General features: G+C 67.4%; 23 protein-coding genes. 5 read left to right on the top strand and 18 right to left on the bottom strand.

The features are described from left to right. Positions 1-2: 2 nt before the first annotated feature. The 6 genes from FHR20_RS10830 to FHR20_RS10805 all read right to left on the bottom strand — a co-directional run bounded on the left by FHR20_RS10830 (position 3) and on the right by FHR20_RS10805 (position 6,530). On the bottom strand, positions 3-2,939 hold the full coding sequence (locus tag FHR20_RS10830) for a 2-oxoglutarate dehydrogenase E1 component (RefSeq protein WP_167299664.1): 2,937 nt from the start codon (positions 2,937-2,939) through the stop codon (positions 3-5). Positions 2,940-3,105: 166 nt separating this feature from the next. Continuing rightward, positions 3,106-3,990, bottom strand: coding sequence for a succinate--CoA ligase subunit alpha (sucD, locus tag FHR20_RS10825; RefSeq protein ID WP_167299663.1), 885 nt, complete (start codon positions 3,988-3,990; stop codon positions 3,106-3,108). Positions 3,991-4,095: 105 nt separating this feature from the next. After that, on the bottom strand, positions 4,096-4,671 hold the full coding sequence (locus FHR20_RS10820; protein ID WP_167299662.1) for a hypothetical protein: 576 nt from the start codon (positions 4,669-4,671) through the stop codon (positions 4,096-4,098). 110 nt (positions 4,672-4,781) lie between these two features. Continuing rightward, positions 4,782-5,744 (bottom strand): malate dehydrogenase, encoded by a 963-nt coding sequence (gene mdh / locus FHR20_RS10815; RefSeq protein WP_167299661.1) that lies wholly within the window; start codon positions 5,742-5,744, stop codon positions 4,782-4,784. 160 nt (positions 5,745-5,904) lie between these two features. Continuing rightward, a complete protein-coding gene (locus FHR20_RS10810) occupies positions 5,905-6,195 on the bottom strand; it encodes a hypothetical protein (protein ID WP_167299660.1) in 291 nt (96 codons plus the stop codon). Between the two features lie 5 nt (positions 6,196-6,200). Then, complete coding sequence (locus tag FHR20_RS10805; RefSeq protein ID WP_086128170.1) at positions 6,201-6,530, bottom strand: YbjQ family protein; 330 nt, start codon at positions 6,528-6,530, stop codon at positions 6,201-6,203. A gap of 100 nt (positions 6,531-6,630) precedes the next feature. Between FHR20_RS10805 and FHR20_RS10800 the strand changes: the two genes are divergently transcribed. Both FHR20_RS10800 and FHR20_RS10795 read left to right on the top strand, forming a co-directional pair. Beyond that, positions 6,631-6,993, top strand: coding sequence for a hypothetical protein (locus tag FHR20_RS10800; RefSeq protein ID WP_167299659.1), 363 nt, complete (start codon positions 6,631-6,633; stop codon positions 6,991-6,993). Beyond that, a complete protein-coding gene (locus FHR20_RS10795; RefSeq protein ID WP_167299658.1) occupies positions 6,993-8,135 on the top strand; it encodes a glutathionylspermidine synthase family protein in 1,143 nt (380 codons plus the stop codon). The genes FHR20_RS10800 and FHR20_RS10795 overlap by 1 nt, the downstream gene beginning before the upstream one ends. A gap of 4 nt (positions 8,136-8,139) precedes the next feature. Here the strand turns inward: FHR20_RS10795 and FHR20_RS10790 are convergent, their stop codons facing one another. Further along, positions 8,140-8,547, bottom strand: a complete 408-nt coding sequence (locus tag FHR20_RS10790) for a VOC family protein (RefSeq protein ID WP_167299657.1) — start codon at positions 8,545-8,547, stop codon at positions 8,140-8,142. A 61-nt stretch (positions 8,548-8,608) separates the two neighbouring features. Between FHR20_RS10790 and FHR20_RS10785 the strand changes: the two genes are divergently transcribed. Beyond that, on the top strand, positions 8,609-9,148 hold the full coding sequence (locus FHR20_RS10785) for a winged helix-turn-helix transcriptional regulator (RefSeq protein ID WP_167299656.1): 540 nt from the start codon (positions 8,609-8,611) through the stop codon (positions 9,146-9,148). Here FHR20_RS10785 and FHR20_RS10780 read toward each other — a convergent pair. The 4 genes from FHR20_RS10780 to FHR20_RS10765 form a co-directional block, all read right to left on the bottom strand. Then, a complete protein-coding gene (locus FHR20_RS10780) occupies positions 9,105-11,006 on the bottom strand; it encodes a glycoside hydrolase family 2 protein (RefSeq protein ID WP_243857285.1) in 1,902 nt (633 codons plus the stop codon). The two genes, FHR20_RS10785 and FHR20_RS10780, sit on opposite strands and share 44 nt — an antisense overlap. A gap of 1 nt (position 11,007) precedes the next feature. Further along, the gene (locus FHR20_RS10775; protein ID WP_167299655.1) at positions 11,008-11,784 is read right to left on the bottom strand and encodes a COG4705 family protein; all 777 of its coding nucleotides are present in this window, start codon (positions 11,782-11,784) and stop codon (positions 11,008-11,010) included. Between the two features lie 30 nt (positions 11,785-11,814). Beyond that, positions 11,815-12,927: a cell division protein ZapE gene (zapE, locus tag FHR20_RS10770; RefSeq protein ID WP_167299654.1), complete on the bottom strand. Its 1,113-nt coding sequence runs from the start codon at positions 12,925-12,927 to the stop codon at positions 11,815-11,817. A gap of 103 nt (positions 12,928-13,030) precedes the next feature. Continuing rightward, complete coding sequence (locus tag FHR20_RS10765; protein WP_167299653.1) at positions 13,031-13,489, bottom strand: PaaI family thioesterase; 459 nt, start codon at positions 13,487-13,489, stop codon at positions 13,031-13,033. 130 nt (positions 13,490-13,619) lie between these two features. Here FHR20_RS10765 and FHR20_RS10760 point away from each other — a divergent pair, with 130 nt between their 5' ends. Further along, a complete protein-coding gene (locus tag FHR20_RS10760; protein ID WP_167299652.1) occupies positions 13,620-13,811 on the top strand; it encodes a hypothetical protein in 192 nt (63 codons plus the stop codon). A gap of 67 nt (positions 13,812-13,878) precedes the next feature. On the opposite strand, the gene FHR20_RS10755 is transcribed toward FHR20_RS10760, so the two are convergent. From FHR20_RS10755 to FHR20_RS10740, 4 genes are all read right to left on the bottom strand, one after another. Then, positions 13,879-14,664 carry a succinate dehydrogenase iron-sulfur subunit gene (locus FHR20_RS10755; protein WP_167299651.1) on the bottom strand — a complete coding sequence of 262 codons (786 nt, stop codon included), beginning with the start codon at positions 14,662-14,664 and terminating at the stop codon, positions 13,879-13,881. 59 nt (positions 14,665-14,723) lie between these two features. Next, positions 14,724-15,587: an ATP-dependent Clp protease proteolytic subunit gene (locus FHR20_RS10750; RefSeq protein ID WP_341786439.1), complete on the bottom strand. Its 864-nt coding sequence runs from the start codon at positions 15,585-15,587 to the stop codon at positions 14,724-14,726. A 1-nt stretch (position 15,588) separates the two neighbouring features. Beyond that, on the bottom strand, positions 15,589-16,563 hold the full coding sequence (locus FHR20_RS10745; protein WP_167299650.1) for a C13 family peptidase: 975 nt from the start codon (positions 16,561-16,563) through the stop codon (positions 15,589-15,591). A 113-nt stretch (positions 16,564-16,676) separates the two neighbouring features. Further along, complete coding sequence (locus FHR20_RS10740) at positions 16,677-17,228, bottom strand: hypothetical protein (protein WP_167299649.1); 552 nt, start codon at positions 17,226-17,228, stop codon at positions 16,677-16,679. 99 nt (positions 17,229-17,327) lie between these two features. Between FHR20_RS10740 and FHR20_RS22695 the strand changes: the two genes are divergently transcribed. Then, positions 17,328-17,540 carry a helix-turn-helix domain-containing protein gene (locus FHR20_RS22695; protein WP_167299648.1) on the top strand — a complete coding sequence of 71 codons (213 nt, stop codon included), beginning with the start codon at positions 17,328-17,330 and terminating at the stop codon, positions 17,538-17,540. Between the two features lie 69 nt (positions 17,541-17,609). Here FHR20_RS22695 and sdhA read toward each other — a convergent pair whose 3' ends face one another. The 3 genes from sdhA to sdhC are packed head-to-tail and all read right to left on the bottom strand — an operon-like array spanning position 17,610 to position 20,216. Continuing rightward, positions 17,610-19,412 carry a succinate dehydrogenase flavoprotein subunit gene (gene sdhA, locus FHR20_RS10730; protein ID WP_167300471.1) on the bottom strand — a complete coding sequence of 601 codons (1,803 nt, stop codon included), beginning with the start codon at positions 19,410-19,412 and terminating at the stop codon, positions 17,610-17,612. Beyond that, complete coding sequence (gene sdhD / locus FHR20_RS10725; protein ID WP_167299647.1) at positions 19,409-19,798, bottom strand: succinate dehydrogenase, hydrophobic membrane anchor protein; 390 nt, start codon at positions 19,796-19,798, stop codon at positions 19,409-19,411. The genes sdhA and sdhD overlap by 4 nt, the downstream gene beginning before the upstream one ends. Next, the gene (gene sdhC / locus FHR20_RS10720; protein WP_167299646.1) at positions 19,791-20,216 is read right to left on the bottom strand and encodes a succinate dehydrogenase, cytochrome b556 subunit; all 426 of its coding nucleotides are present in this window, start codon (positions 20,214-20,216) and stop codon (positions 19,791-19,793) included. The genes sdhD and sdhC overlap by 8 nt, the downstream gene beginning before the upstream one ends. Positions 20,217-20,338 lie beyond the last annotated feature (122 nt).

Below are 20,338 nucleotides of genomic sequence, written 5' to 3'. Positions count from 1 at the left end.
TCTCAGTTGTTGCGGGTGCGACGGATCTCGTCGCGGACATTGTGGCCAAGGGCATCGGCGATCAGCGCGCCCTGCTCGGCCTGGTGGCGCTTCATCAGGCCGGTGGCGACCGCCGCGGCCGGCGCGCGGCCGGCATAGCGCGGACGCCGTACCTTGCACTTCGCCTCGGCCAGGCTGGCTTCGATGAAGGGCTCGACAAAGGTCCAATAGCCGTTGTTCTTCGGCTCTTCCTGCGCCCAGATCACTTCCTCGACATTGGGCATGCGCGCCAGGCGCTTGGCCAGCGCCTCGCCCGGGAAGGGATAGAGCTGCTCGATACGGACGATCGCGGTGTTCCCGTCGCCCGCCGCGTTGCGCGCCTCGATCAGGTCGTAGGCGACCTTGCCCGAGCAGAGCACCAGGCGCTTCACATCGGTATCCGCCGGCGCATTGGGGTCCGACAGGATGCGCATGAAATGGCTGTCGCCCAGGAAATCCTCGGCCTTCGACACTGCCATCTTGTGGCGCAGCAGCGACTTGGGCGTCATCTGCACCAGCGGCTTGCGGAAGTTGCGGTGCATCTGGCGGCGCAGCAGGTGGAAATAGTTGGCCGGCGTCGTGATGTTGACGACCTGCATATTGTCTTCCGCGCAGAGCTGGAGATAGCGCTCCGGGCGCGCCGAGCTGTGCTCGGGGCCCTGGCCCTCATATCCGTGCGGCAGCAGCATCACCAGGCCGTTGGCGCGCAGCCACTTGGCTTCGCCCGCGGCGATGAACTGGTCGATCATGATCTGCGCGCCGTTGGCGAAGTCGCCGAACTGCGCTTCCCACAGCACCAGCGTCTTCGGATCGGCCAGCGCATAGCCATATTCGAAGCCGAGCACGCCATATTCGCTGAGCGGCGAATCCAGCACTTCGAACGTGCCGTGCGGAATGGTGCTGAGCGGGATGTAGCGATGCTCGTCGCGCTGGTCGACCCAGACGGCGTGGCGCTGCGAGAAGGTGCCGCGGCCCGAATCCTGGCCGGACAGGCGCACGCCATAGCCCTCCGACAGCAGCGCGCCAAAGGCCAGCGCCTCGCCCGTCGCCCAGTCGAAATTCTCGCCGGTCTGGAACATCGCGCGCTTGGCGTCGAGTACGCGGCCCAGCGTCTTGTGGATCTCGAGATCGGCGGGAACCTCGGTCAGCGTGCGGCCGAGGCTGTCGAACAGCTTCTTCTCGATGCCGGTGTCGACCGAACGCCGCGCATTCTCGGTATCGACAGGCGCCGACAGGCCCGACCAACGGCCGCCGAACCAGTCCGCCTTGTTGGGAAGATACGACTTGCCCGCTTCGAACTCGCCCTCGAGCAGCAGGTTGAACTGCCGGGTGCGCTCGTCGACAAAGCCCTGGTCGATCACGCCTTCGCCGATCAGCTTGCGTGCATAGACCACGCTCACCGACGGATGCTGGCGGATCGCCTTGTACATCAGCGGCTGAGTGAACGAGGGCTCGTCGCCCTCGTTATGGCCGAAGCGGCGATAGCACCACATGTCGATCACGACGTCGCGCTTGAAGGTCTGGCGGAACTCGATCGCCATCTTGCAGGCGAAGGTGACCGCTTCGGGATCGTCGCCGTTGACGTGGAAGATCGGCGCCTGGACGCCCTTGGCGACGTCCGACGGATAGGGCGAGGAGCGCGCGAATTGCGGGCTCGTCGTGAAGCCGATCTGGTTGTTGATGACGAAGTGCAGGCAGCCGCCGGTATTGTAGCCGCGAATGCCCGAGAAGCCGAGGCACTCCCACACGATGCCCTGGCCGGCAAAGGCCGCGTCGCCGTGCAGCAGCACGGGCAGCGAGCCGGTATGCTCCTGCAGGTCACCGGCGATCGTCTGGATCGCGCGCGTCTTTCCGAGCACCACCGGATCGGCGGCCTCGAGGTGCGAGGGATTGGCGACCAGCGACATATGGACGCTGATCCCGTCGAACTCGCGGTCGGTGCTGGTGCCGAGATGGTATTTCACGTCGCCCGAGCCGCCGACGTCATCCGGGTTGGACGAGCCGCCCGAGAATTCATGGAAGATCGCGCGATAGGGCTTCGACATCACGTTGGCGAGCATGTTCAGCCGGCCGCGATGTGCCATGCCGTAGACGATCTCGCGCACGCCGAGTTGGCCGCCATATTTGATGATGGCTTCCATCGCCGGGATCATCGCTTCGCCGCCGTCGAGGCCGAAGCGCTTGGTGCCGACATATTTCTTGCCGCAGAACTTCTCCCACTCCTCGGCCTCGATGACCTTGGAGAGGATCGCCTTCTTGCCGTCCGGGGTGAACTGGATGGCCTTGTCCTTGCCTTCCATCCGGTCCTGGAGGAAGCGGCGCTCCTCGACATCGGCGATGTGCATGTATTCGAGGCCGACATTGCCGCAATAATTGGCGCGCAGGATGTCGACGATCTCGCGAACGGTGGCCTTTTCCAGGCCCAGCGCGCCGCCGAGATAGATCGGGCGATCGAGGTCGGCGCCGGTGAAGCCGTGATATTCGGGCGTCAGGTCGGCCGGCACGTCCTGGCGGGCGAGGCCGAGCGGATCGAGCGTGGCGGCGAGGTGGCCGCGCACCCGATAGGTGCGGATCAGCAGCATCGCGCGGATCGAATCCCCGGCGGCCCGGGCGATGTCGGCTTCCGACGCAGCCGGCCCGGCGGGCTTGGCGGCAGGCGCGGCCCCGCCCTTGGCGGGCTTGGGCGCCGGTTCCATCTGGGTCGGGTCGAGCCCGGCGGTGAGGGCATCCGTCTCGTCGAGCGGCCAGCGCGGATTGGCCCAGCTCGGGCCCGAGGCCGTGCTTTCGAGGCCTTCGAAGAACTGCTGCCACTGCGGCTCGATGCCGGTGGGGTCCGCCTTGTAGCGGCGGTACAGCGTCTCGACGAAGGCGGGGCTCACCCCGCCGGCGACTTGCTCGAAATCCAGGCCTTCATAGCCCATAATAGCGCTTCCTTCATTCCCTCTCCCCTGGGGAGAGGGAGGGGCCCGCTCGGCAAGGCCGAGTGGGAGGTCGAGGGGGATATGGGAACTGAGATCCCCCTCATCCAACTCCGGCCGGGCAGCGAGCCGCCAGGCCTCCATGCCTTCTCTCCCAGGGAGAGAAGGGTTAACCCTTGAGCACTTCCACAAGCGTCGAACCCAGCTCGGACGGGCTGGCCGCGACGCGGATGCCCGCTTCTTCCATCTTCGCGATCTTTTCCTCGGCACCGCCCTGGCCGCCCGAGACGATGGCGCCGGCATGGCCCATGCGGCGGCCCGGAGGCGCCGTGCGGCCCGCGATGAAGCCGGCCATCGGCTTCTTGCGGCCGCGCTTGGCCTCGTCGATCAGGAACTGGGCGGCTTCCTCTTCGGCCGAGCCGCCGATCTCGCCGATCATGATCATCGACTTGGTCTCGTCGTCCGCCAGGAACAGCTCGAGCACGTCGATGAAGTTGGTGCCGTTGACGGGGTCGCCGCCGATGCCGACCGCGGTGGTCTGGCCCAGGCCGGCATTGGTGGTCTGGAACACCGCCTCATAGGTGAGCGTGCCCGAGCGCGAGACGACGCCCACCGAGCCCTTCGAGAAGATCGAGCCCGGCATGATGCCGATCTTGCACTCGCCCGGCGTGAGCAGGCCGGGGCAGTTCGGGCCGATCAGGCGCGACCTGGAGCCGGACAGGGCGCGCTTCACCTTGACCATGTCGAGCACCGGAATGCCCTCGGTGATGCAGACGATCAGGGGAACCTCGGCGTCGATCGCTTCCAGGATCGAGTCGGCGGCGAAGGGCGGCGGCACATAGATGACCGAGGCGTCGGCGCCGGTCTTGGTGACGGCTTCGGCGACGGTGTCGAACACGGGCAGGCCGATATGCTCGGTGCCGCCCTTGCCGGGAGTCACGCCGCCGACCATCTGCGTCCCATAGGCGAGCGCCTGCTGGGTATGGAAGGTGCCGGTCTCACCCGTCATCCCCTGGGTGATGACCTTGGTATTCTTGTTGATGAGGATGCTCACCGATTACTGTCCTTCTCTAGAATCTGTACCGACAGGCGGACCGGCTGCGGTCCGCCGCGCGTGGTGGGGGCAGTGAAATGGATGCGGGGCCCCGGGCTCATGCGCTCACTGCCCCGTCTTGGCGTCGAGCGGGGAGGAGCGCAGCACGACCCAGCCGCCAAAGGCGGCGGCGGTCAGGCGAACGCTGTCGTGCGGGGCGGTGGCGACCGAGGCGCCGAGCGCACTCGCGGTCGGGCGCGCGGTCAGCGGCACGGCTTCCTCGTTCGGCAGGACGAGCTTGCGCGCCGCGAAATAATCCTCGTCGGACAGCGCGTGCCACAGCACGATGCAGCTGTCGCCGATCGGCGTGCCGCTGGGCTGGGCGGTGGGCGGCATAAGATAGAGCTGGCCGCCGGCGATGCGATAGATGGGGTTGCCCACCTGGCCGGCGACGGGGACGGGCAGCTTCTCGGCCTCGCCGCGCGTCGCGACGGTGCTCGCGCCGAGCGCGCGCTGGGCGGCGGCGGGGAGCGTCGCGAAGGTCATCGCCTCGGCGACGCTCTTGTTGAGCCGCACCGCGCCGCTGACGCAGGCAGCCTGGAACAGCGGCACCGGCTCGGCCGGTGCGGTGGGCGTTGCCTCCTGCGCGGCGGCGGGCAGGGCGACGCCGAGGCCAAGAACGAACAGCGCGATCCGCTTCATCTCATTCCCCCAGCCATCGTCGTTCGAACGCACCTCGCGACGCGGTGTCGGCCGCGATCCCCTTGCGGATCACGGCCGGCAACGGCAGCGCGAGAGGGCGCTTCAGCATATCAGGCGAGCGAGCCGTCGATAGCCTTGCAGGCGACCAGCAGTTCCTTCACCGCGTCGACCGAGACGGCGAGGTTGGTCTTGGCCTCGTCGGTCAGGCTGATCTCGATGATCTTCTCGACGCCGTCCTTGCCGATGATGATCGGCACGCCGACGTAGAGATCGTCGACGCCGTACTGGCCGGTCAGGTGCGCGGCAGCCGGCAGGACGCGCTTCTTGTCGTAGAGATAGCTCTCGGCCATCGCGATCGCCGAGGTGGCGGGGGCGTAGAAGGCCGAGCCGGTCTTGAGCAGGCCGACGATCTCGCCGCCGCCCGAACGGGTGCGCTGCACGATCGCGTCGATGCGCTCCCTGGTCGAGAAGCCCATCGCGATCAGGTCGCTGACCGGGATGCCCGAGACGGTCGAATATTCGAGGACCGGGACCATGGTGTCGCCGTGCCCGCCGAGCACGAACGAATTCACGTCCTTGACCGAGACCTGGAATTCCTCGGCGAGGAAGTGGCTGAAGCGGGCCGAGTCGAGCACGCCGGCCATGCCGACCACCTTGGTGTGCGGCAGCCCCGAGAATTCGCGCAGCGCCCAGACCATCGCGTCGAGCGGGTTGGTGATGCAGATCACGAACGCGTCGGGCGCGTTGGCGGCGATGCCCTCGCCCACGGCCTTCATGACCTTGAGGTTGATGCCGAGCAGGTCGTCGCGGCTCATGCCCGGCTTGCGGGCGACGCCGGCGGTCACGATGATCACGTCGGCGCCCGCAATGTCGGCATAGTCGTTCGAGCCGGTGATCCTGGCGTCGAAGCCCTCGACCGGGCCGCACTGGCTCAGGTCGAGCGCCTTGCCCTGGGGCACGCCCTCGACCACGTCGAACAGGACGATGTCGCCCAGGCCCTTGAGTGCGGCGAGGTGAGCGAGCGTACCGCCGATGTTGCCGGCGCCGATCAGCGCGATCTTCTTGCGGGCCATGGAAACTCCCTATGGGTCTGGTTCAACCGGACACAGACGCGCGTACCGGCGCGCCGGTGAAAGCGACGGCGGCTTAGGCCTATAATAGGAGAGTCGCAACCCATGAAAACCGTGGGTGCCGGATTATCTTTGCAACTAATTCGCAAGTGCAATAAGTGACTTACGCTTCGTCGCCGGCATCGACATAACGCCGTTCGCCGGTGGCGGGATTGAACCATATGGTCACGAGCCGCCCGGTCTCCTCGTCGCGGAAGCGCTCCGTGGTGGGGTGCCAGCCGGCCGGGTCGAACGGGCCGTCGGCGCCGCGATAATGGAAGCGCTCGAACAGGGTGCCGAGCAGCAGCACGCCGGCCATGGCCAGCATCGGCCAGGCGGCAGTGTCCAGCACGGTCATCGCGGCCGCCGCGACGAACCACAGGACCGCCACGACCGTCACGACCAGGCGGAGCATCGGGATCAGTCCAGCGGAGCCGGATCGAGCACCACCGCAGTGCCATAGGCGACGACTTCGTTCATCGCCTGGGCGATCTCGCCCGAATCGAAGCGCATCATCACGATCGCATTGGCGCCCATCGCATGGGCGTTGGCGACCATCCGGTCGATCGCGTGGCGGCGCGCATCCTCCACGAGCCGGGTATATTCGGGAATCTCGCCGCCGACGATCGAGCGTAGCGAAGCGCTGATGTTGCCGCCGATGCCGCGGCTGCGGACGACGACGCCGAACACCTGGCCCAAGGTGCGGACCACGCTGTGGCCCGGGATATTCTCGGTGGTGGTGACGATCATGGTTCCATCCCCTGAGTCGTTGCCTGCATCCTGCCGGCGTGCGGATGGATTGCCAAGCGCCACGCCGTGCTGATAGCTCTCTGCCCGAGCGGGGGTTGGGATGCACGGAAAGATCGATTTCTCGGCGCTCAGGGTGACGGTGGCGACGTCCGCCGCACTGCTGGCGAGCGGCTGCGGCGGCGGGGCGCTGGTCGCGAACCAGCCCACCCGGATGTGCGTCGACGGTGCCGGCCGCCGCATCGCCGATGCGAATTGCGGCAGCGCCCGTGGCGGGGGCGCGGGCGGCGCGCACGCCTATTATGTCGGGCGCGGCCAGCGCGTGCCCGAAATGGGAGAGGTCGCCCGGGGCGGCTCCACCCGGCCCAGCGCCGGCGTCTCCTATTCGAGCGTGAGCAGGGGCTCGGTCTCGCGCGGGGGCTTCGGGCGCTCGGCCGGCTTCCATGGCGGCTTCGGAGGCGCGTAATGCGACGCACCCCGGTCGCCCCGCGGCCGGACTGGCAGGCGCGGGTCGAGGCGCTGGGCCTCGTCTGGCACAGCATGGACGGGCGCCCCTATTGGGACGAAAGCGCCTGCTATCGCTTCGAACGCCGGGAAATCGACGAAATCGAGGCGGCGACCGCCGAGCTCTACCGGCTGTTCCTGGCGGCGGGCGAGCATGTCCTCGCCAACGACCTGCTCGGCAGCTTCGGCATTCCCGAGCCGGCCTGGGCCGCGATCCGGCGGGCCTGGGGCGAAGAGCCGCCCGCGCTCAACTTCGGCCGTTTCGACCTCGGCTATGCCGGGGACGGCCCGCCCAGGCTGTTCGAGTTCAACTGCGACACGCCGACCAGCCTGATCGAGGCCGCGGTGATCCAGTGGGACTGGAAGGAAGCCGTCTTCCCCGCGCTCGACCAATATAGCGGCCTGCACGAGAAGCTCGTCGACAAATGGCGCGACATCGCGCCGCTGCTGCCGGGCGGGCATGTGCATTTCGCCCATGTCGCGGACGATGCCGGCGAGGACACGGTCACCATCGCCTATCTGCGCGACACGGCGCAGGCGGCCGGGCTCGCCACCACGGCGATCCGCATGGAGGATATCGGGTGGAGCCATGACGCGCGGCGTTTCGTCGACCTGGGGGACCGGGCGATCGAGAACTGTTTCCACCTCTATCCCTGGGAATGGCTGCTCGCCGAGGAGTTCGCGCCCGCATTGCTGGAGAGCCTGGACGGCACGCGCTGGATCGAGCCGATCTGGAAGATGATCTGGAGCAACAAGGCGATCCTGCCGGTGCTCTGGGAGCTGTTTCCCGGTCATCCCAACCTGCTCCCCGCCAGCCGCCGCCGGCTGCCCGGTGGCGACCAGGTCGCCAAGCCGCTGCTCGGGCGCGAGGGGGCGAATGTCTCGATCCTGCGCGGGGGCGAGGTCGTCGCGGAAACCGGCGGGCGTTATGACGAGAGCGGCTGGATCTACCAGGCGCTCTACCCCTTGCGCGATTTCGGCGGCGGCTATCCCGTGATCGGCGCCTGGATCGTCGACGGGGCGCCGGCCGGCATGGGCATCCGCGAGGACGGCCTCATCACCGGCAACACCGCGCGCTTCGTGCCGCACGTCATCGAGGACTGAGGCCTCAGCCCTGCCCCGAGAGGTCCTGGGCGAACATCAGGGCATTGCCGTCGGGATCATAGAAGGTGAGCAGCCGGACCATGCCGGGGATCTCCTGCACCGGCCCATCCTGGCGCACGCCGGCGGCATCGAGCACCGCCTTCGCCGCGTCGAGATCGACCACGCCGAAGGTGAGCGTCGCGCCGCCGCCCTGGATCACCTGCTCGACCTGGGCGAGGCCGACGGACACGCGCGCGACGGGGCTCTCGAACTCGCACCAGGCGATCTCATCGACTCGGTAGAGCAGCTCCATCCCGAGTGTGTCGCGATACCAGGCGATGCCGGCATCGAGGTCGCTGACATTGATCGCGCAAGTGAGGGCGCCGTCATAGCCGAGTGCGGCGCGGGCCGGGGCCGCAAGCGTGGTTGCCATTTCCGATCTCCGAATCTATAGTTCCATTTATATAGTCGATATGAATTTGACGATGGAGTCAATGCCCCCCGAACCCGTGCCGCTGCTGCGCATGCTCGAGGCCAATCGCTGGGCGATCCCGGTGCTGGCGCTGCTCCATCGCGAGCACGGCTCGCGCTTCGCCGTGATCGCGCGGGCATTCGACCTGCCGCACAACAGCCTGACGCGGTGCCTCGTCCATCTGAAGGCGTGCGGCTGGGTGGTGCCCAATTCCGGCCATGGCCACCCGCTGCGCCCGGAATATGTGCTGACCGAAGCCGGGCTGGCGGTGGCCGCCTTGTGTGCGCGGATCGAGGTGGCGCGGGCGCGGCTGAAGCTGGGGCCGGGCGACCTGCCGCGCTGGTCGCTGCCGCTGGTCGTCGGACTGGGTCCGGACTGGACGCGCTTCGGCGAGATCCAGGCGCGCCTCGCCCCGGTGACGCCGCGTGCGCTGTCGACCACGCTCAAGGCCGTGATCGACGAGGCATTGGTGCGGCGGAAGCTCGAGGATCGCTATCCGCCGCTGCCGCTCTACGCGCTCACGGGCAAGGGCGCGGATCTCGCGGCGGCAATGGCCGGGTAGCGTTCGGAGAGGGGCATCGGCGCTCCGCCTTCTCCCGCTTCGCATAGTCCTCGGCCAGCACCGCGAACGCCAGCTTGCGCTGGCCGGTCTCGGAGATCAGGCCCTTGCGGTTCCAGCCCTGCTGATAGACCGGGTGCTGCCGGCGCGGCGAGCGGAAGTCCTTGAGGATCCAGGGGCTCAGCCCTTGCAGGAACGGCACCCTGGCCGCCATTTCGAGCGTACGGCGATAATATTCGGCCTGATATTCCTCGCTGAACTTGTGCGGGGCGGCGGCGGCGTCGTGATAGCCATGGAGCGCATCCGCGCCGAATTCGGAGAAGATCAGCGGCTTGTCGACCGGACTCCGCCATTCGAAGCTCGGGAGCGCGGCGAGCGGGTCGTCCGAATACCAGCCATTATAGGTGTTGATCGCCATCACATCGAGGTCGGCCACCAGCGGATCGTCGATCCGCATCACCTTGCCCTGGCGCGTGCTGAGCAGGGCGGCGGTCACCAGCCTGCTGTCGTCCAGCGCGCGGACGTCGCCGATCAGCGTGCGCAGAAAGGCGTTGCGGGCGTCGCTTACCGGCGTCTCGTTGGCGACGCTCCACAGCATGATCGCCGCGCGGTTGCGGTCGCGGCGGATATTCTCGGCGATCATCCGGCGCGCGGTCGCCAGCGTATCGGCGTCGTCCCAGGCGACGCGCCAATAGACGGGCACTTCGCTCCACACCAGCAGCCCCATCTCGTCGGCGAGGCGCGTGGTGCCCTCGTCGTGCGGGTAATGCGCCAGGCGTACGAAATTGCCATGGAGCCCCTGCTTGATCTCGGCGAACAGGGCGCGGGTGGCGGCGGGGCTCATCGCGCGCACCGGATCCTTGCCCAATTCCTCCTCGTGCATCGAGATGCCGCGCAGGAAGATCGGCTTGCCGTTGAGCAGGATTCTGTCGCCCTGCACCGCGATCGTGCGGAAGCCGATCCGGTCGGTGAAGCGATCCGCGCCGGCGGCGATCTCGACGTCATAGAGCGTCGGGTTGTCGGGCGACCAGCGCCGGAGCGCGCGCGGAGCGGCGAGGCTGGCGGTCCAGTTTCCCTCGCCATCGGTGCGGCCCTCGAGTGCGGCACCCAGCGCGGGGATCGCCAGGCGGATCGGCATGCCTGCGGCCTGGGGTCCGAGCAGGCGGGCGGAAACGGCGATGCGGCCGTCCCTGCCCAGCCGCACGAACGCATCGTCGACGAACGTCTCCGGCACGGTGACGAGACGGATCGAACGGGTGATGCCGCCATAGGTTTCCCAGTCGGTGACCGGCGGGGGCACGTCCCTGTCGGTCCGGGCGGAATCGACGCCCAGCGTGATCTGGTTGCTCCCGGGCCGCAGCAGCGCAGTCACGTCGAAGGCGAACGGCGTGAAGGCCCCGACGTGCTTGCCCACCGGCTTGCCGTTGAGGAACACGCTGGCGGCATGGTCGGCGCTGCCGAAGCGGAGATACACGCGCTTGCCCGGGCCGGCGGGCTGCCAGTCGAAAGTCCGCTGATACCAGACCAGCCCCTGATAATAGCGCATCTCGGGCGCATGGCCGATCCAGCTGCCGGGCAGGTGCGTGACCGGCGAGCGCTGCATGTCGAACTCGAACAGCGCGTTCGGGCGCTTCTCGGCCTCGTCGGCCTGGATCCTGTCCTGGAAGCGCGCGGTGCTCTCGCCCGGCGGGCCGCCATGGAAGCCGGCGACGCCGTCGCGATAGGGGTCGACCGACCAGTGCCAGGCACCGTCGAGGCTCCGGCCCGGGCGCATATCGGCGGCGGCCAGGGTCTGGGCGGAGGCGGTAAACGGTGTCAGCGCCAGCGCGAGCGCGCACCATGATATGGTGATCGGCTGCAACTTACTCTCCCTGGGATGCGCCGCCCGGATGCGTGCCCGGGCGCTGCGGAATGACGAGGATCAGCACGAGGATCGCCGCGGCGAGCACCGCCGAGGCGAGGGGGCGGCTGAAATCGAGCCCGCCCTTGGCGAGCGGCTTGTCGAGGAAGTCGCCCACCGTTGCGCCGAGCGGCCGAGTGAGGATGAAGGCGGCCCAGAACAGCGCGACCCGGCTCGTCCGGGTCCGGTAATAGAGCAATGCCAGCCCCGCGAGCGCGCCGCCGAACAGCATCGCGCCGCCGGCATAGCCGAGGCCGCCATCGTCCGCCGCCCAGTCGCCGAGGGCGGTGCCGAGTGTCTGCGAGAAGGTGATGGTCAGCCAGTAGAAGCCCTCGGCCGGGGGCGAGCGCACCGTGTCCACCGAGACCGATCCCAGCGCCGCGTGCCACAGGCCCAGCGCGCCGAGCACGCAGGCGAGCAGCAGGGCCGAGCCGCCGGTATAGCCGATGCCCAGCGAGCGCGTGGCGAAATCGGCCATGGTGGTGCCCGCCGTCGTCGAGGCGATGATCGTCGCCCAGTAGAGGAAGGAGTGGAAGCGCCTGGCCGCGATCTGCCAGGCGACGAGCAGGACCAGGGGAACGACGAAGATCGCGGTGCTGGCGAGATAGCCCATCTCCCAGGTCATCGAGACGGTGTCGCCCCCCGTCTCGCCGAGCGTGGTGGCGAGGATCTTGATGATCCAGAAGCCCAGGGTGACCGCAGGCACCTTGGTGACGAAGTCGCGCTGATCCCGAGTCATTTGCCGTCTCCGCTGGCCGGAGTCGGCAGCCTATCGTTCGCCGTGGCCCTCCGCCAGATAGGCATCCGAGCGCATTTCCATGAGGCGGGAAACGGTGCGGTCGAACTCGAAGCGGCCGTCGCCGGCTTCGTAGAGATGCTGCGGCTCGGCATCGGCGGCGGCGAGCAGCTTGACCTTGTGCTCGTAGAGCGCGTCGATCAGCGTGACGAAGCGCGCCGCTTCGTTGCGGTTCTCGGGCCCCAGCCTGGGGATGCCGACCAGGATCACGGTGTGGAAGCGCCGGGCGATGGCGAGATAGTCGGCCGCGCCGCGCGCCTCGCCGCACAGCCGCTTGAACGAGAAGACCGCGACGCCCTTCAGGCATTTCGGCACGTGCAGCTCGCGTCCGCCCTGCACCGGCAGCGCGCAGCTCGGCACATGCGCGGCATCCTCGACCGGATAGTCGGTCAGGCGGAAAAAGGCTGCGGAGAGCTGCTTCGTCGCCTCCGGGCCATTGGGCACCAGCCAGGTGTCCATCCGCCCGAGCCGGTCGAGCCGGTAATCCGTGGGCCCGTTGAGTGCGACCACGTCCATCCTGGTCTCGATCAGCTCGATGAAGGGAATGAACAGCGTGCGGTTCAATCCGTCCTTGTAGAGGTCGCGCGGCGGGCGGTTCGACGTCGCGACCATGGTGAGGCCATGGCCCATCATCTCGGTGAACAGGCGCGAGAGGATCATCGCGTCGGCGGGATTGTTCACCACCATCTCGTCAAAGGCGAGCAGGCGCACGTCCTCGGCCATCGCATCGGCGACCTTCACCACCGGATCGCGCGTGTCCTTCTTGCGCTCCTCGTTCAGCCGCTCGTGCACTTCGAGCATGAACTCGTGGAAATGGACGCGGCGCTTCCGGCGGATGTTCACGCTCTCGTAGAACAGGTCCATCAGCATCGACTTGCCGCGGCCGACGCTGCCCCAGATATAGAGCCCGCGCGGCGGCTCGGGCAGGCGGCCGAGCGCGCGCCACAGGATGCTGCCCTTTTTCGGCACCGCCTCCAGCTCGCCGGCGAGCCTGTGCAGCCGCTCGGCGGCGATCGCCTGTTCGGGATCGGGGCGAAGCTCGCCGGCCTTCACCAGCGCGCGATAGCGTTCGATCACGCTGGTCATTTTCCCTCTCCGCCACTCCCGCGCAGGCAAGGGGCCGGGCATCGCGGGCGATGTCCGTCGTGGCTCTGGATCCTCGCTCCTGCGGGGATGGGGGAGGAAAGCGTCATGCGGGGGGCGAACTCTTGCGGATGGTGCCGAGGAAGCTGGCGATGGTCGCTTCGCCTTGCCGTATCACGCCGCGCATGAAAAGCATGCGCCCCGTTTCGCGCAGCAATTCGATCTCGGCGACGATCGGCCGGCCGATCGTGCTGGTGCCGATGAACTGGGCGGAGAGATCGAGCGTCACTGCGCCGCCCGCGGAGATCATGCCGAAGCTGCGCGCCGCCGCGAACAATGCCACGTCCATGAAGGCGAGCAGCGCGCCGCCATGGGTGGAATCGCGCAGATTGGAATGCTCGCGCCCCGGCACCATCCGGACCAGCGCCTTGCCATCCTCGATCCGCGTCAGGATCGGGCCGAGAAATGCGTTGAAGCGCGTCGGGTCGCGCAACTCCCACCGCTTCCAGCCGGGGTGGTCGGCAGCGTCTTCATGAATGAAATCGGATTCCGGATCAGAAATCATGCCGATGCTTATCCATTATGGACTGATCTGCGGTGCGTTTCTTCAGGGGGTCATCATTATCTACAAGAATAGATACCGAGATTCGAAGACGTGAATCTCGCTGAACATTCCAATTGGAAAGGAGAAAGCAATGAAGAAAGTCATTCTGGCGATCTCGCTTCTCGTGGCGGGTTCTGCCGCCGCCGCGCCTCCTGCGCCATTTTATCGTTGGGCGAGCAAGTTGAACGGCTTCATCACTTGCGCGCAGACCTCGCCGGGAAGCGGATGGATACTGGCAAGCCCGACGCCCTATCGCGATGCCGGCTGCAGGACGCCCTACTAAGGCCGCAGCCATCATCCTCGACGCGGGGCTCGGCCGGGTGCCGGGCCCCGCTGGGCGTTTCCATCCGTTACAGCGTGCGCTCGGCTTCCATCTTCTTGATCTCGGCGATCGCCTTGCCCGGGTTCAGGCCCTTGGGGCAGACGTTCGCGCAGTTCATGATCGTGTGGCAGCGATAGAGGCGGAAGGGATCCTCGAGCTCGTCGAGACGCTCGCCGGTCATCTCGTCGCGCGAATCCGCCAGCCAGCGATAGGCCTGGAGCAGGATCGCCGGGCCGAGGAACTTGTCGCTGTTCCACCAGTAGCTCGGGCACGAAGTCGAGCAGCAGGCGCACAGGATGCACTCGTACAGGCCGTCGAGCTTCTCGCGCTGCTCGGGGCTCTGGAGGCGTTCCTTGCCCGAGGGCGTGGTCGACACGGTCTGCAGCCACGGCTTGATCGAGGCATATTGCGCGTAGAAATGCGTGAAGTCGGGCACCAGGTCCTTGATCACGTCCATGTGCGGCAGCGGCGTGATGCGGATGTCGCCCTTGATATCCTCGATCGCGGTGGTGCAGGCGAGGCCGTTGCGCCCGTCCATGTTCATCGCGCACGAGCCGCAAATGCCCTCGCGGCATGAGCGGCGGAAGGTGAGCGTCGAGTCCTGCTCGGACTTGATCTTGATCAGCGCGTCGAGGACCATCGGGCCGCATTCGTCGAGGTCGATCTCGAAACTGTCGTAGCGCGGATTCTCGCCCGTGTCGGGATCGTAGCGGTAGATCTTGAACGTCTTGACGTTCGTCGCGCCCGGATCCGCCTTGTGCTCCCGGCCCTTGGTGGAGATGCGGCTGTTCTTGGGAAGGCGGAATTGGGCCATCGAGGGGGTTCCTTATGCTTGGGCGCGCGATAGCCAATCGCGCCGCGCCGCTCAACCTCTCAGATGAGGTCGAGCACCAGGCCCAGCGAACGCGCCTCCTCCGCCGCGATGTCCCGGGCGGCCGGCGCGCGGGCCTGGAGGTCTTCGAAGGACAGGCGCGAGCCCGCCACGAGGGCGCGGTAGTCCTCTTCCTCGATCCGCGCGGATTCCTCGATTTCGTGCAGCATGGCCTTGAGGCTGGCGGCGCAGCTGTCGAGCGGGCCGGCAATCTCCACATTGCGGGCGAGGATGCGCGGGTGGAGCATCAGCCGCGTGCCGCGGGTGAGGAAGCGCTTGTCGGGGGGGAAGGCGGCCATGAAGGCGACGCCGGCCGAATGGACCGCGACCTTGCCGACGAAGAGGGTCTCGCATCCCGAATATTCGCGCAGCAGCCGGATCTCGTCGCCCATCAGCCGCGCGACTTCGGGATCGCCGCCCGGCGTCGAGAGCGAGACGACGAGCGCGCCCTGCTTCGGCGCGGCGCCGAGCTGCGCGCGGAAGCTGGCGTACATCGCCTGGTCGACCGGGCCGGACAGCGCGACGTGCGGGCGGGCGAGGAGCGGGTAGCGCGTCGCCTGGATGCCGTCGTCGGGCAGGGGCTCCGGTTCGTGCGTGCCGGCAATTGCCGCGAGCACTTCGGGCTCGGGGATGGGCGGGAGCGCGGGGGCGGCCGGCCGCGGCGCAAGCGCCCGGCGCCGCGCCTCGCGTCGCTCCACCCAGCGGCGGACCATGAACGCGAAGCCGAAGGTGATCAGCAGGCCAAGGCCGAGCTGCAGCAGCCGGTTGCGGAAGCCGCCCGGAAGCGCCTTCTGGATCGCCGCGGGGATCTGGTGTTCCAGCTCGCCGGGGATCAATCGCTCCAGAAGGGTCTCCTGCTCGGCCATCTCATCCGCCGGCCTTGAGCGCGTCGGTCGCCGGGCGGCCGACGGGGGGCGTATCGGTCTGGGGCATGCGCGCCTCGAGCGGCGCCAGCCAGGTCGCGACATGATCGCCGATCGCCACCTGCGGATTGGAGGGCGGCACCCGCGCCGCACCCTCCCATTCGCCGATCATCATCCGCGCTTCGTCCGACGCCTTTTCGAGCGGCTGGTTCTTGCGCAGCGCATGGTTGATCATCGCGTCGCCGAAGAAGGTCCAGTCATTGTCGGCCTGGCAGCCGAAGCTCGGCCGGTCGGAGGAGGCGGCGGTGAACAATGCGGTGTCGGGGCTGGACAGCGGCCCCACGAAGATGCCCGAATAGCAGGCCGAGAGGATCAGCACGCGATTCCGGATGCCGAGTTCGTCGAGCAGCGCCTGGAGCCGCCTGGGACTCAGGACGCCATAGCCCTCGTCGCCGTCATGATAGGCGATGCCCACCTTGGCGCCGTGGCTGGTGGTGTAGAGGACGAGGACGTCCTGCTCCCTGTCCATCACTTCGGCGACCCGGGCGAGCGCGAGCGTGAGGCTGGTCAGCGAGCCGTTCGGCAATTCGCTCGGCATGGTGCCGGTGCTGCCGGCGAGCACGATGGTGCGCCCGGCGGCATCGAAGCGGCGCGAGAGCACCTTGCCCGCCTCGCGCGCCTCGCGCCCGAACACCGGATCGCTGTCGAGCGCGACCGAGACGACATAGGCGTCGACCAGTGCCTTGCGCTGCGGCTGGAGCGCGGCGAGCGCGACGTTCAGCTTGCGGGCATCGGCGAGCATTGCCCTGGCCGATCGCCCGCGCTGCAGCTCGGGGCCGGGATCGAGCCCCTCGATGCCATCGCTGCCCGAGACCATCCCGGGCCATTCCGCCTTGTGCTCCGGCGCGCGATACTGGGCCGTAGCGGGCGTGACGGCGAGCGCGGCAGCCGCCGCGAGGATGGCGAACGCGATACGCATGGCAGGCCCGAACCCCCCGGAGATCGTTAACGCCTCACTCTCGCGGGTGCGGGAGCGGTGTCAAGCGGGGACGGAAATCCCGTCCCGCTGCCGCATTTGGGGAGTGCCCGGCCTCAATGCCAGATGGCGGCGAGCGGATAGAGTGCGATCAGCCAGATCAGGCAGGCCATCACGATATGCCGGTTCCTGACGGAGATCGCGACCAGCGAGATCGGAAAGAAGGACCATGTGAGGACGATTACCCGAACGGTGAACATGCCCTTCGGGCCCAACAGCGCGACGGTCGTAGCCATCAGCGCGACGTTGCAGAGTAGGACGGCGCCCATCACCTTGCGGTAATGCTTGTCGAAATAGGCATTGAGGTCGGGCCATTCGGCGAAGTCGCTCGGGAAGATCAGCGAGGCGGCGACATAGTAGCTGGCAGTGACGAGAAAGCCGCCGAACAGCATCGGCCAGCTAAGCTTGAGCAGGTCGCGCAGCGTCCAGCCATACATCCAGAAGGTGACGACGTCGCACGATACGAAGATGCCGAGCAGCGCGGTCGCCCAGCCGATCCGCACCTCGTGCCGCGCCTTGAGTGCGCGCGAGAGCCCGCCCAGCCCCTCGGCCAGGGCAAGGCCGAGCAGCAGGCCGAACAGGGAAAAGCTGAATTCGAACCCGCTCATCGATGTGCCCCTATGCCGCGCACTCTCGTGGCGGCAGGGGCGGTGTCAAGCGAATGAATGTGAAGTGACGCTTGACGGCCATGTCCCCATTTTGCGCAAGTGCAGATCGAGGCGATCCGGCACAAGGCGCTGCCGAGCCTTGTCGAAACGGGCAGGTCGAAGGGCTTGCCGGCCGAAATGCCGATCCGGTTCGAGAAAGCGTTCGGCGTGAAGGCAGATGCGCTGCTCCGCATGCCGAGTGCGTATGCGTTGGCGAGCGTTCGCGCGCATGCCGAGGATATCAAGGTCGAGCGGTTCGGGAAGGCGGCCTAGTCGCGACCGGATAGGAAAAGGGCCCGTTCGCACCTGGCGAACGAGCCCTTCGAACCTTGGATGGAAGGATCAATACACCCGCTTCTTCGGCTTGATGTACTCGATCTCGTCGGTGAGCGTGTAGTCGTGGACCGGGCGGTAATCGATCTCGGTCTTTCCGCCCTTGCCGCCCCAGCCTTCGAAGGTGGCGACGGTGTGCTTCATCCAGTTCTTGTCGTCGCGCTCGGGGAAGTCCTCGTGCATGTGCGCGCCGCGGCTTTCCTTGCGGTTGGCGGCGCACTCGATGGTGACGACGGCCTGGCCGATCAGGTTGTCGAGCTCCAGCGTCTCCACCAGGTCGGTGTTCCAGATCAGCGAGCGGTCCTGGATGCCCACGTCCTGGAAGCCCTTGTACACTTCCTGCATGTGGCCGACGCCCTCGGCGAGCAGCGCGCTGTCGCGGAACACGGCGCAGTGGCGCTGCATCGTCTTCTGCATGTCGGCGCGGACCTCCGCGGTCGGGCGCGAACCCTTGGCGTTCCGGAAGTGATCGAGGCGGCCGAGCGCGAACTCCTCCGAGCCCTTGGGCAGCTCGTTGTGCTTCATGCCGGGCTTGAGCAGCTCCTTGAGGCGCAGGCCCGTCGCGCGGCCGAACACGACCAGGTCGATCAGCGAGTTGGAGCCCAGGCGGTTGGCGCCGTGCACCGACACGCAGGCCGCTTCGCCGACCGCGAACAGGCCGGGGATCACGGCATCCGGATCGCCGTCCTTGTTGTGGACGACTTCGCCGTGATAATTGGTCGGGATGCCGCCCATGTTATAGTGCACGGTCGGCACCACCGGCAGCGGCTGGCGGGTCAGGTCGACGCCGGCGAAGATCTTGCCGGTCTCGGTGATGCCCGGCAGGCGCTCGTGCAGGATCTTCGGATCGATGTGGTTGAGGTGAAGGAAGATGTGATCCTTCTCCTTGCCGACGCCGCGGCCCTCGCGGATCTCCATCGCCATCGAGCGCGCGACCACGTCGCGGCTGGCAAGGTCCTTGGCCGAAGGGGCATAGCGCTCCATGAAGCGCTCGCCCTCGGAGTTGGTGAGGTAGCCGCCCTCGCCGCGCGCGCCCTCGGTGATCAGCACGCCGGCGCCGTAGATGCCGGTCGGGTGGAACTGGACGAACTCCATGTCCTGCAGCGCGATGCCGGCGCGCAGCGCCATGCCGTTGCCGTCGCCGGTGCAGGTGTGCGCCGACGTCGCCGACTGGTAAACCCGGCCGCCGCCGCCCGTCGCGAGGACGACGGCATGGCTGCGGAAGCGGTGGATCGAGCCGTCTTCCATGCAAAGCGCGATCACGCCGCGGCAGGCGCCGTTCTCCATGATCAGGTCGAGCGCGAAATATTCGACGTAGAAGTCCGCGTCGTATTTCAGGCTCTGCTGGTAGAGCGCGTGGAGCATGGCGTGGCCGGTGCGATCGGCCGCCGCGCAAGTGCGCTGCACGGGAGGGCCTTCGCCCATGTTCTGCATATGGCCGCCGAACGGGCGCTGGTAGATCGTGCCGTTGTCGTTGCGGCTGAACGGCACGCCGGCATGCTCGAGCTCATAGACTGCGGCGGGCGCCTCGCGGACCATATATTCGATCGCATCCTGGTCGCCGAGCCAGTCCGAGCCCTTGACGGTGTCGAACATGTGCCACGACCAGTGGTCGGGCGTGTTGTTGCCCAGGCTCGCGGCGATGCCGCCCTGCGCCGCCACGGTGTGGCTGCGGGTCGGGAACACCTTGGTGATGCAGGCGGTCTTGAGGCCCGCCTCGGCACAGCCCATGGTGGCGCGCAGGCCCGAGCCGCCGGCGCCGACCACCACCGCGTCATAGGTGTGATCGATGATCTTGTACGCGGACATCAGAGCGCTGCTCCCGCCGTGAAGGCGATCTTGAGGATCGAGAAGATGGCGGTGGTGCCCGCCGCCAGCGTGAAGAAGTTGAGCAGCACCATCAGCACGATGTGCGTCTCGTCGTGCTGATAATCCTCGATCACCACCTGCAGGCCGAGGCGGAAGTGATAGAAAGTGGTGAGGACCAGCAGGATCAGCGGCACGGCGACCTGGGTCTGGGCGATCCAGTGGCGTGCGGTCTCGAAATCATAGGCCGGCAGCAATGCGATGCTGAGCACGAACCACAGGGTCAGGATCAGGTTGGCGCCGGCGGTGAGCCGTTGATGCCACCAGTGATGCGCGCCTTCATGCGCCGAGCCGAGGCCGCGGACCTTGCCGATGCTGGTGCCGTTACCCATTGGTCTTCCCCCAGATGATATAGGCCCAGAAGGCCGCGGTGAGGAGAACCGCAGCGACATAGGTCAGCGTCGCGGTGGTCTTGTTGGCCTTGAGCTCGAAATTGGCGCCCTGGTCGAGGAACAGGTGGCGGATGCCCGAGCTCATGTGCTGGAAGAAGGACAGGGTCAGGCCGATGCCGAAGACATAGCCGGCGATGTTGAGCGCGCCGGACTTGACCGTGAACAGGTCGAGGAACGCCGCATAGGCCGCCGGGCCCGAGGCGAGGGCGACCAGCCACCAGACGAACAGGATCGTCCCGACGGTCGCCATGCCGCTGCCGGTGACGCGGTGGGTGATGGAGACCGCCATGGAGGGCCCCCACTTCCAGATCGACAGATGCGGCGACAGTGGTCGCGCTTCGTTGCGCACATTGGCCAAGATTATGTCCTTCCTCGGTCGGTGCCGTCTCCTTAATCCCGATGCCGCCGGATGCAAGCTGGCATGCACGGCATCCGGCTTGGCTAACCCCGCCTTAACCACTTCGCCGGCATATCCCGGAG

Source organism: Sphingomonas leidyi (assembly GCF_011761945.1).
In the GTDB taxonomy this organism is placed as follows: domain Bacteria; phylum Pseudomonadota; class Alphaproteobacteria; order Sphingomonadales; family Sphingomonadaceae; genus Sphingomonas; species Sphingomonas leidyi.
This window is presented reverse-complemented; position numbering and strand designations above follow the sequence as displayed.

Coding starts and splice junctions, on each gene's coding strand:
- mdh (WP_167299661.1), bottom strand. CDS start 5,744: ATGGCCCGCAAGAAGATCGCGCTGATCGGCGCCGGCAACATCGGCGGT.
- FHR20_RS10755 (WP_167299651.1), bottom strand. CDS start 14,664: ATGGCCCAATTCCGCCTTCCCAAGAACAGCCGCATCTCCACCAAGGGC.
- FHR20_RS10765 (WP_167299653.1), bottom strand. CDS start 13,489: ATGATTTCTGATCCGGAATCCGATTTCATTCATGAAGACGCTGCCGAC.
- sdhD (WP_167299647.1), bottom strand. CDS start 19,798: ATGGGTAACGGCACCAGCATCGGCAAGGTCCGCGGCCTCGGCTCGGCG.
- FHR20_RS10790 (WP_167299657.1), bottom strand. CDS start 8,547: ATGGCAACCACGCTTGCGGCCCCGGCCCGCGCCGCACTCGGCTATGAC.
- FHR20_RS10740 (WP_167299649.1), bottom strand. CDS start 17,228: ATGAGCGGGTTCGAATTCAGCTTTTCCCTGTTCGGCCTGCTGCTCGGC.
- FHR20_RS10750 (WP_341786439.1), bottom strand. CDS start 15,587: ATGGCCGAGCAGGAGACCCTTCTGGAGCGATTGATCCCCGGCGAGCTG.
- FHR20_RS10810 (WP_167299660.1), bottom strand. CDS start 6,195: ATGCTCCGCCTGGTCGTGACGGTCGTGGCGGTCCTGTGGTTCGTCGCG.
- FHR20_RS10820 (WP_167299662.1), bottom strand. CDS start 4,671: ATGAAGCGGATCGCGCTGTTCGTTCTTGGCCTCGGCGTCGCCCTGCCC.
- FHR20_RS10745 (WP_167299650.1), bottom strand. CDS start 16,563: ATGCGTATCGCGTTCGCCATCCTCGCGGCGGCTGCCGCGCTCGCCGTC.
- FHR20_RS10785 (WP_167299656.1), top strand. CDS start 8,609: ATGCCCCCCGAACCCGTGCCGCTGCTGCGCATGCTCGAGGCCAATCGC.
- FHR20_RS10830 (WP_167299664.1), bottom strand. CDS start 2,939: ATGGGCTATGAAGGCCTGGATTTCGAGCAAGTCGCCGGCGGGGTGAGC.
- FHR20_RS10760 (WP_167299652.1), top strand. CDS start 13,620: ATGAAGAAAGTCATTCTGGCGATCTCGCTTCTCGTGGCGGGTTCTGCC.
- FHR20_RS10775 (WP_167299655.1), bottom strand. CDS start 11,784: ATGACTCGGGATCAGCGCGACTTCGTCACCAAGGTGCCTGCGGTCACC.
- FHR20_RS10795 (WP_167299658.1), top strand. CDS start 6,993: ATGCGACGCACCCCGGTCGCCCCGCGGCCGGACTGGCAGGCGCGGGTC.
- zapE (WP_167299654.1), bottom strand. CDS start 12,927: ATGACCAGCGTGATCGAACGCTATCGCGCGCTGGTGAAGGCCGGCGAG.
- FHR20_RS10805 (WP_086128170.1), bottom strand. CDS start 6,530: ATGATCGTCACCACCACCGAGAATATCCCGGGCCACAGCGTGGTCCGC.
- FHR20_RS10800 (WP_167299659.1), top strand. CDS start 6,631: ATGCACGGAAAGATCGATTTCTCGGCGCTCAGGGTGACGGTGGCGACG.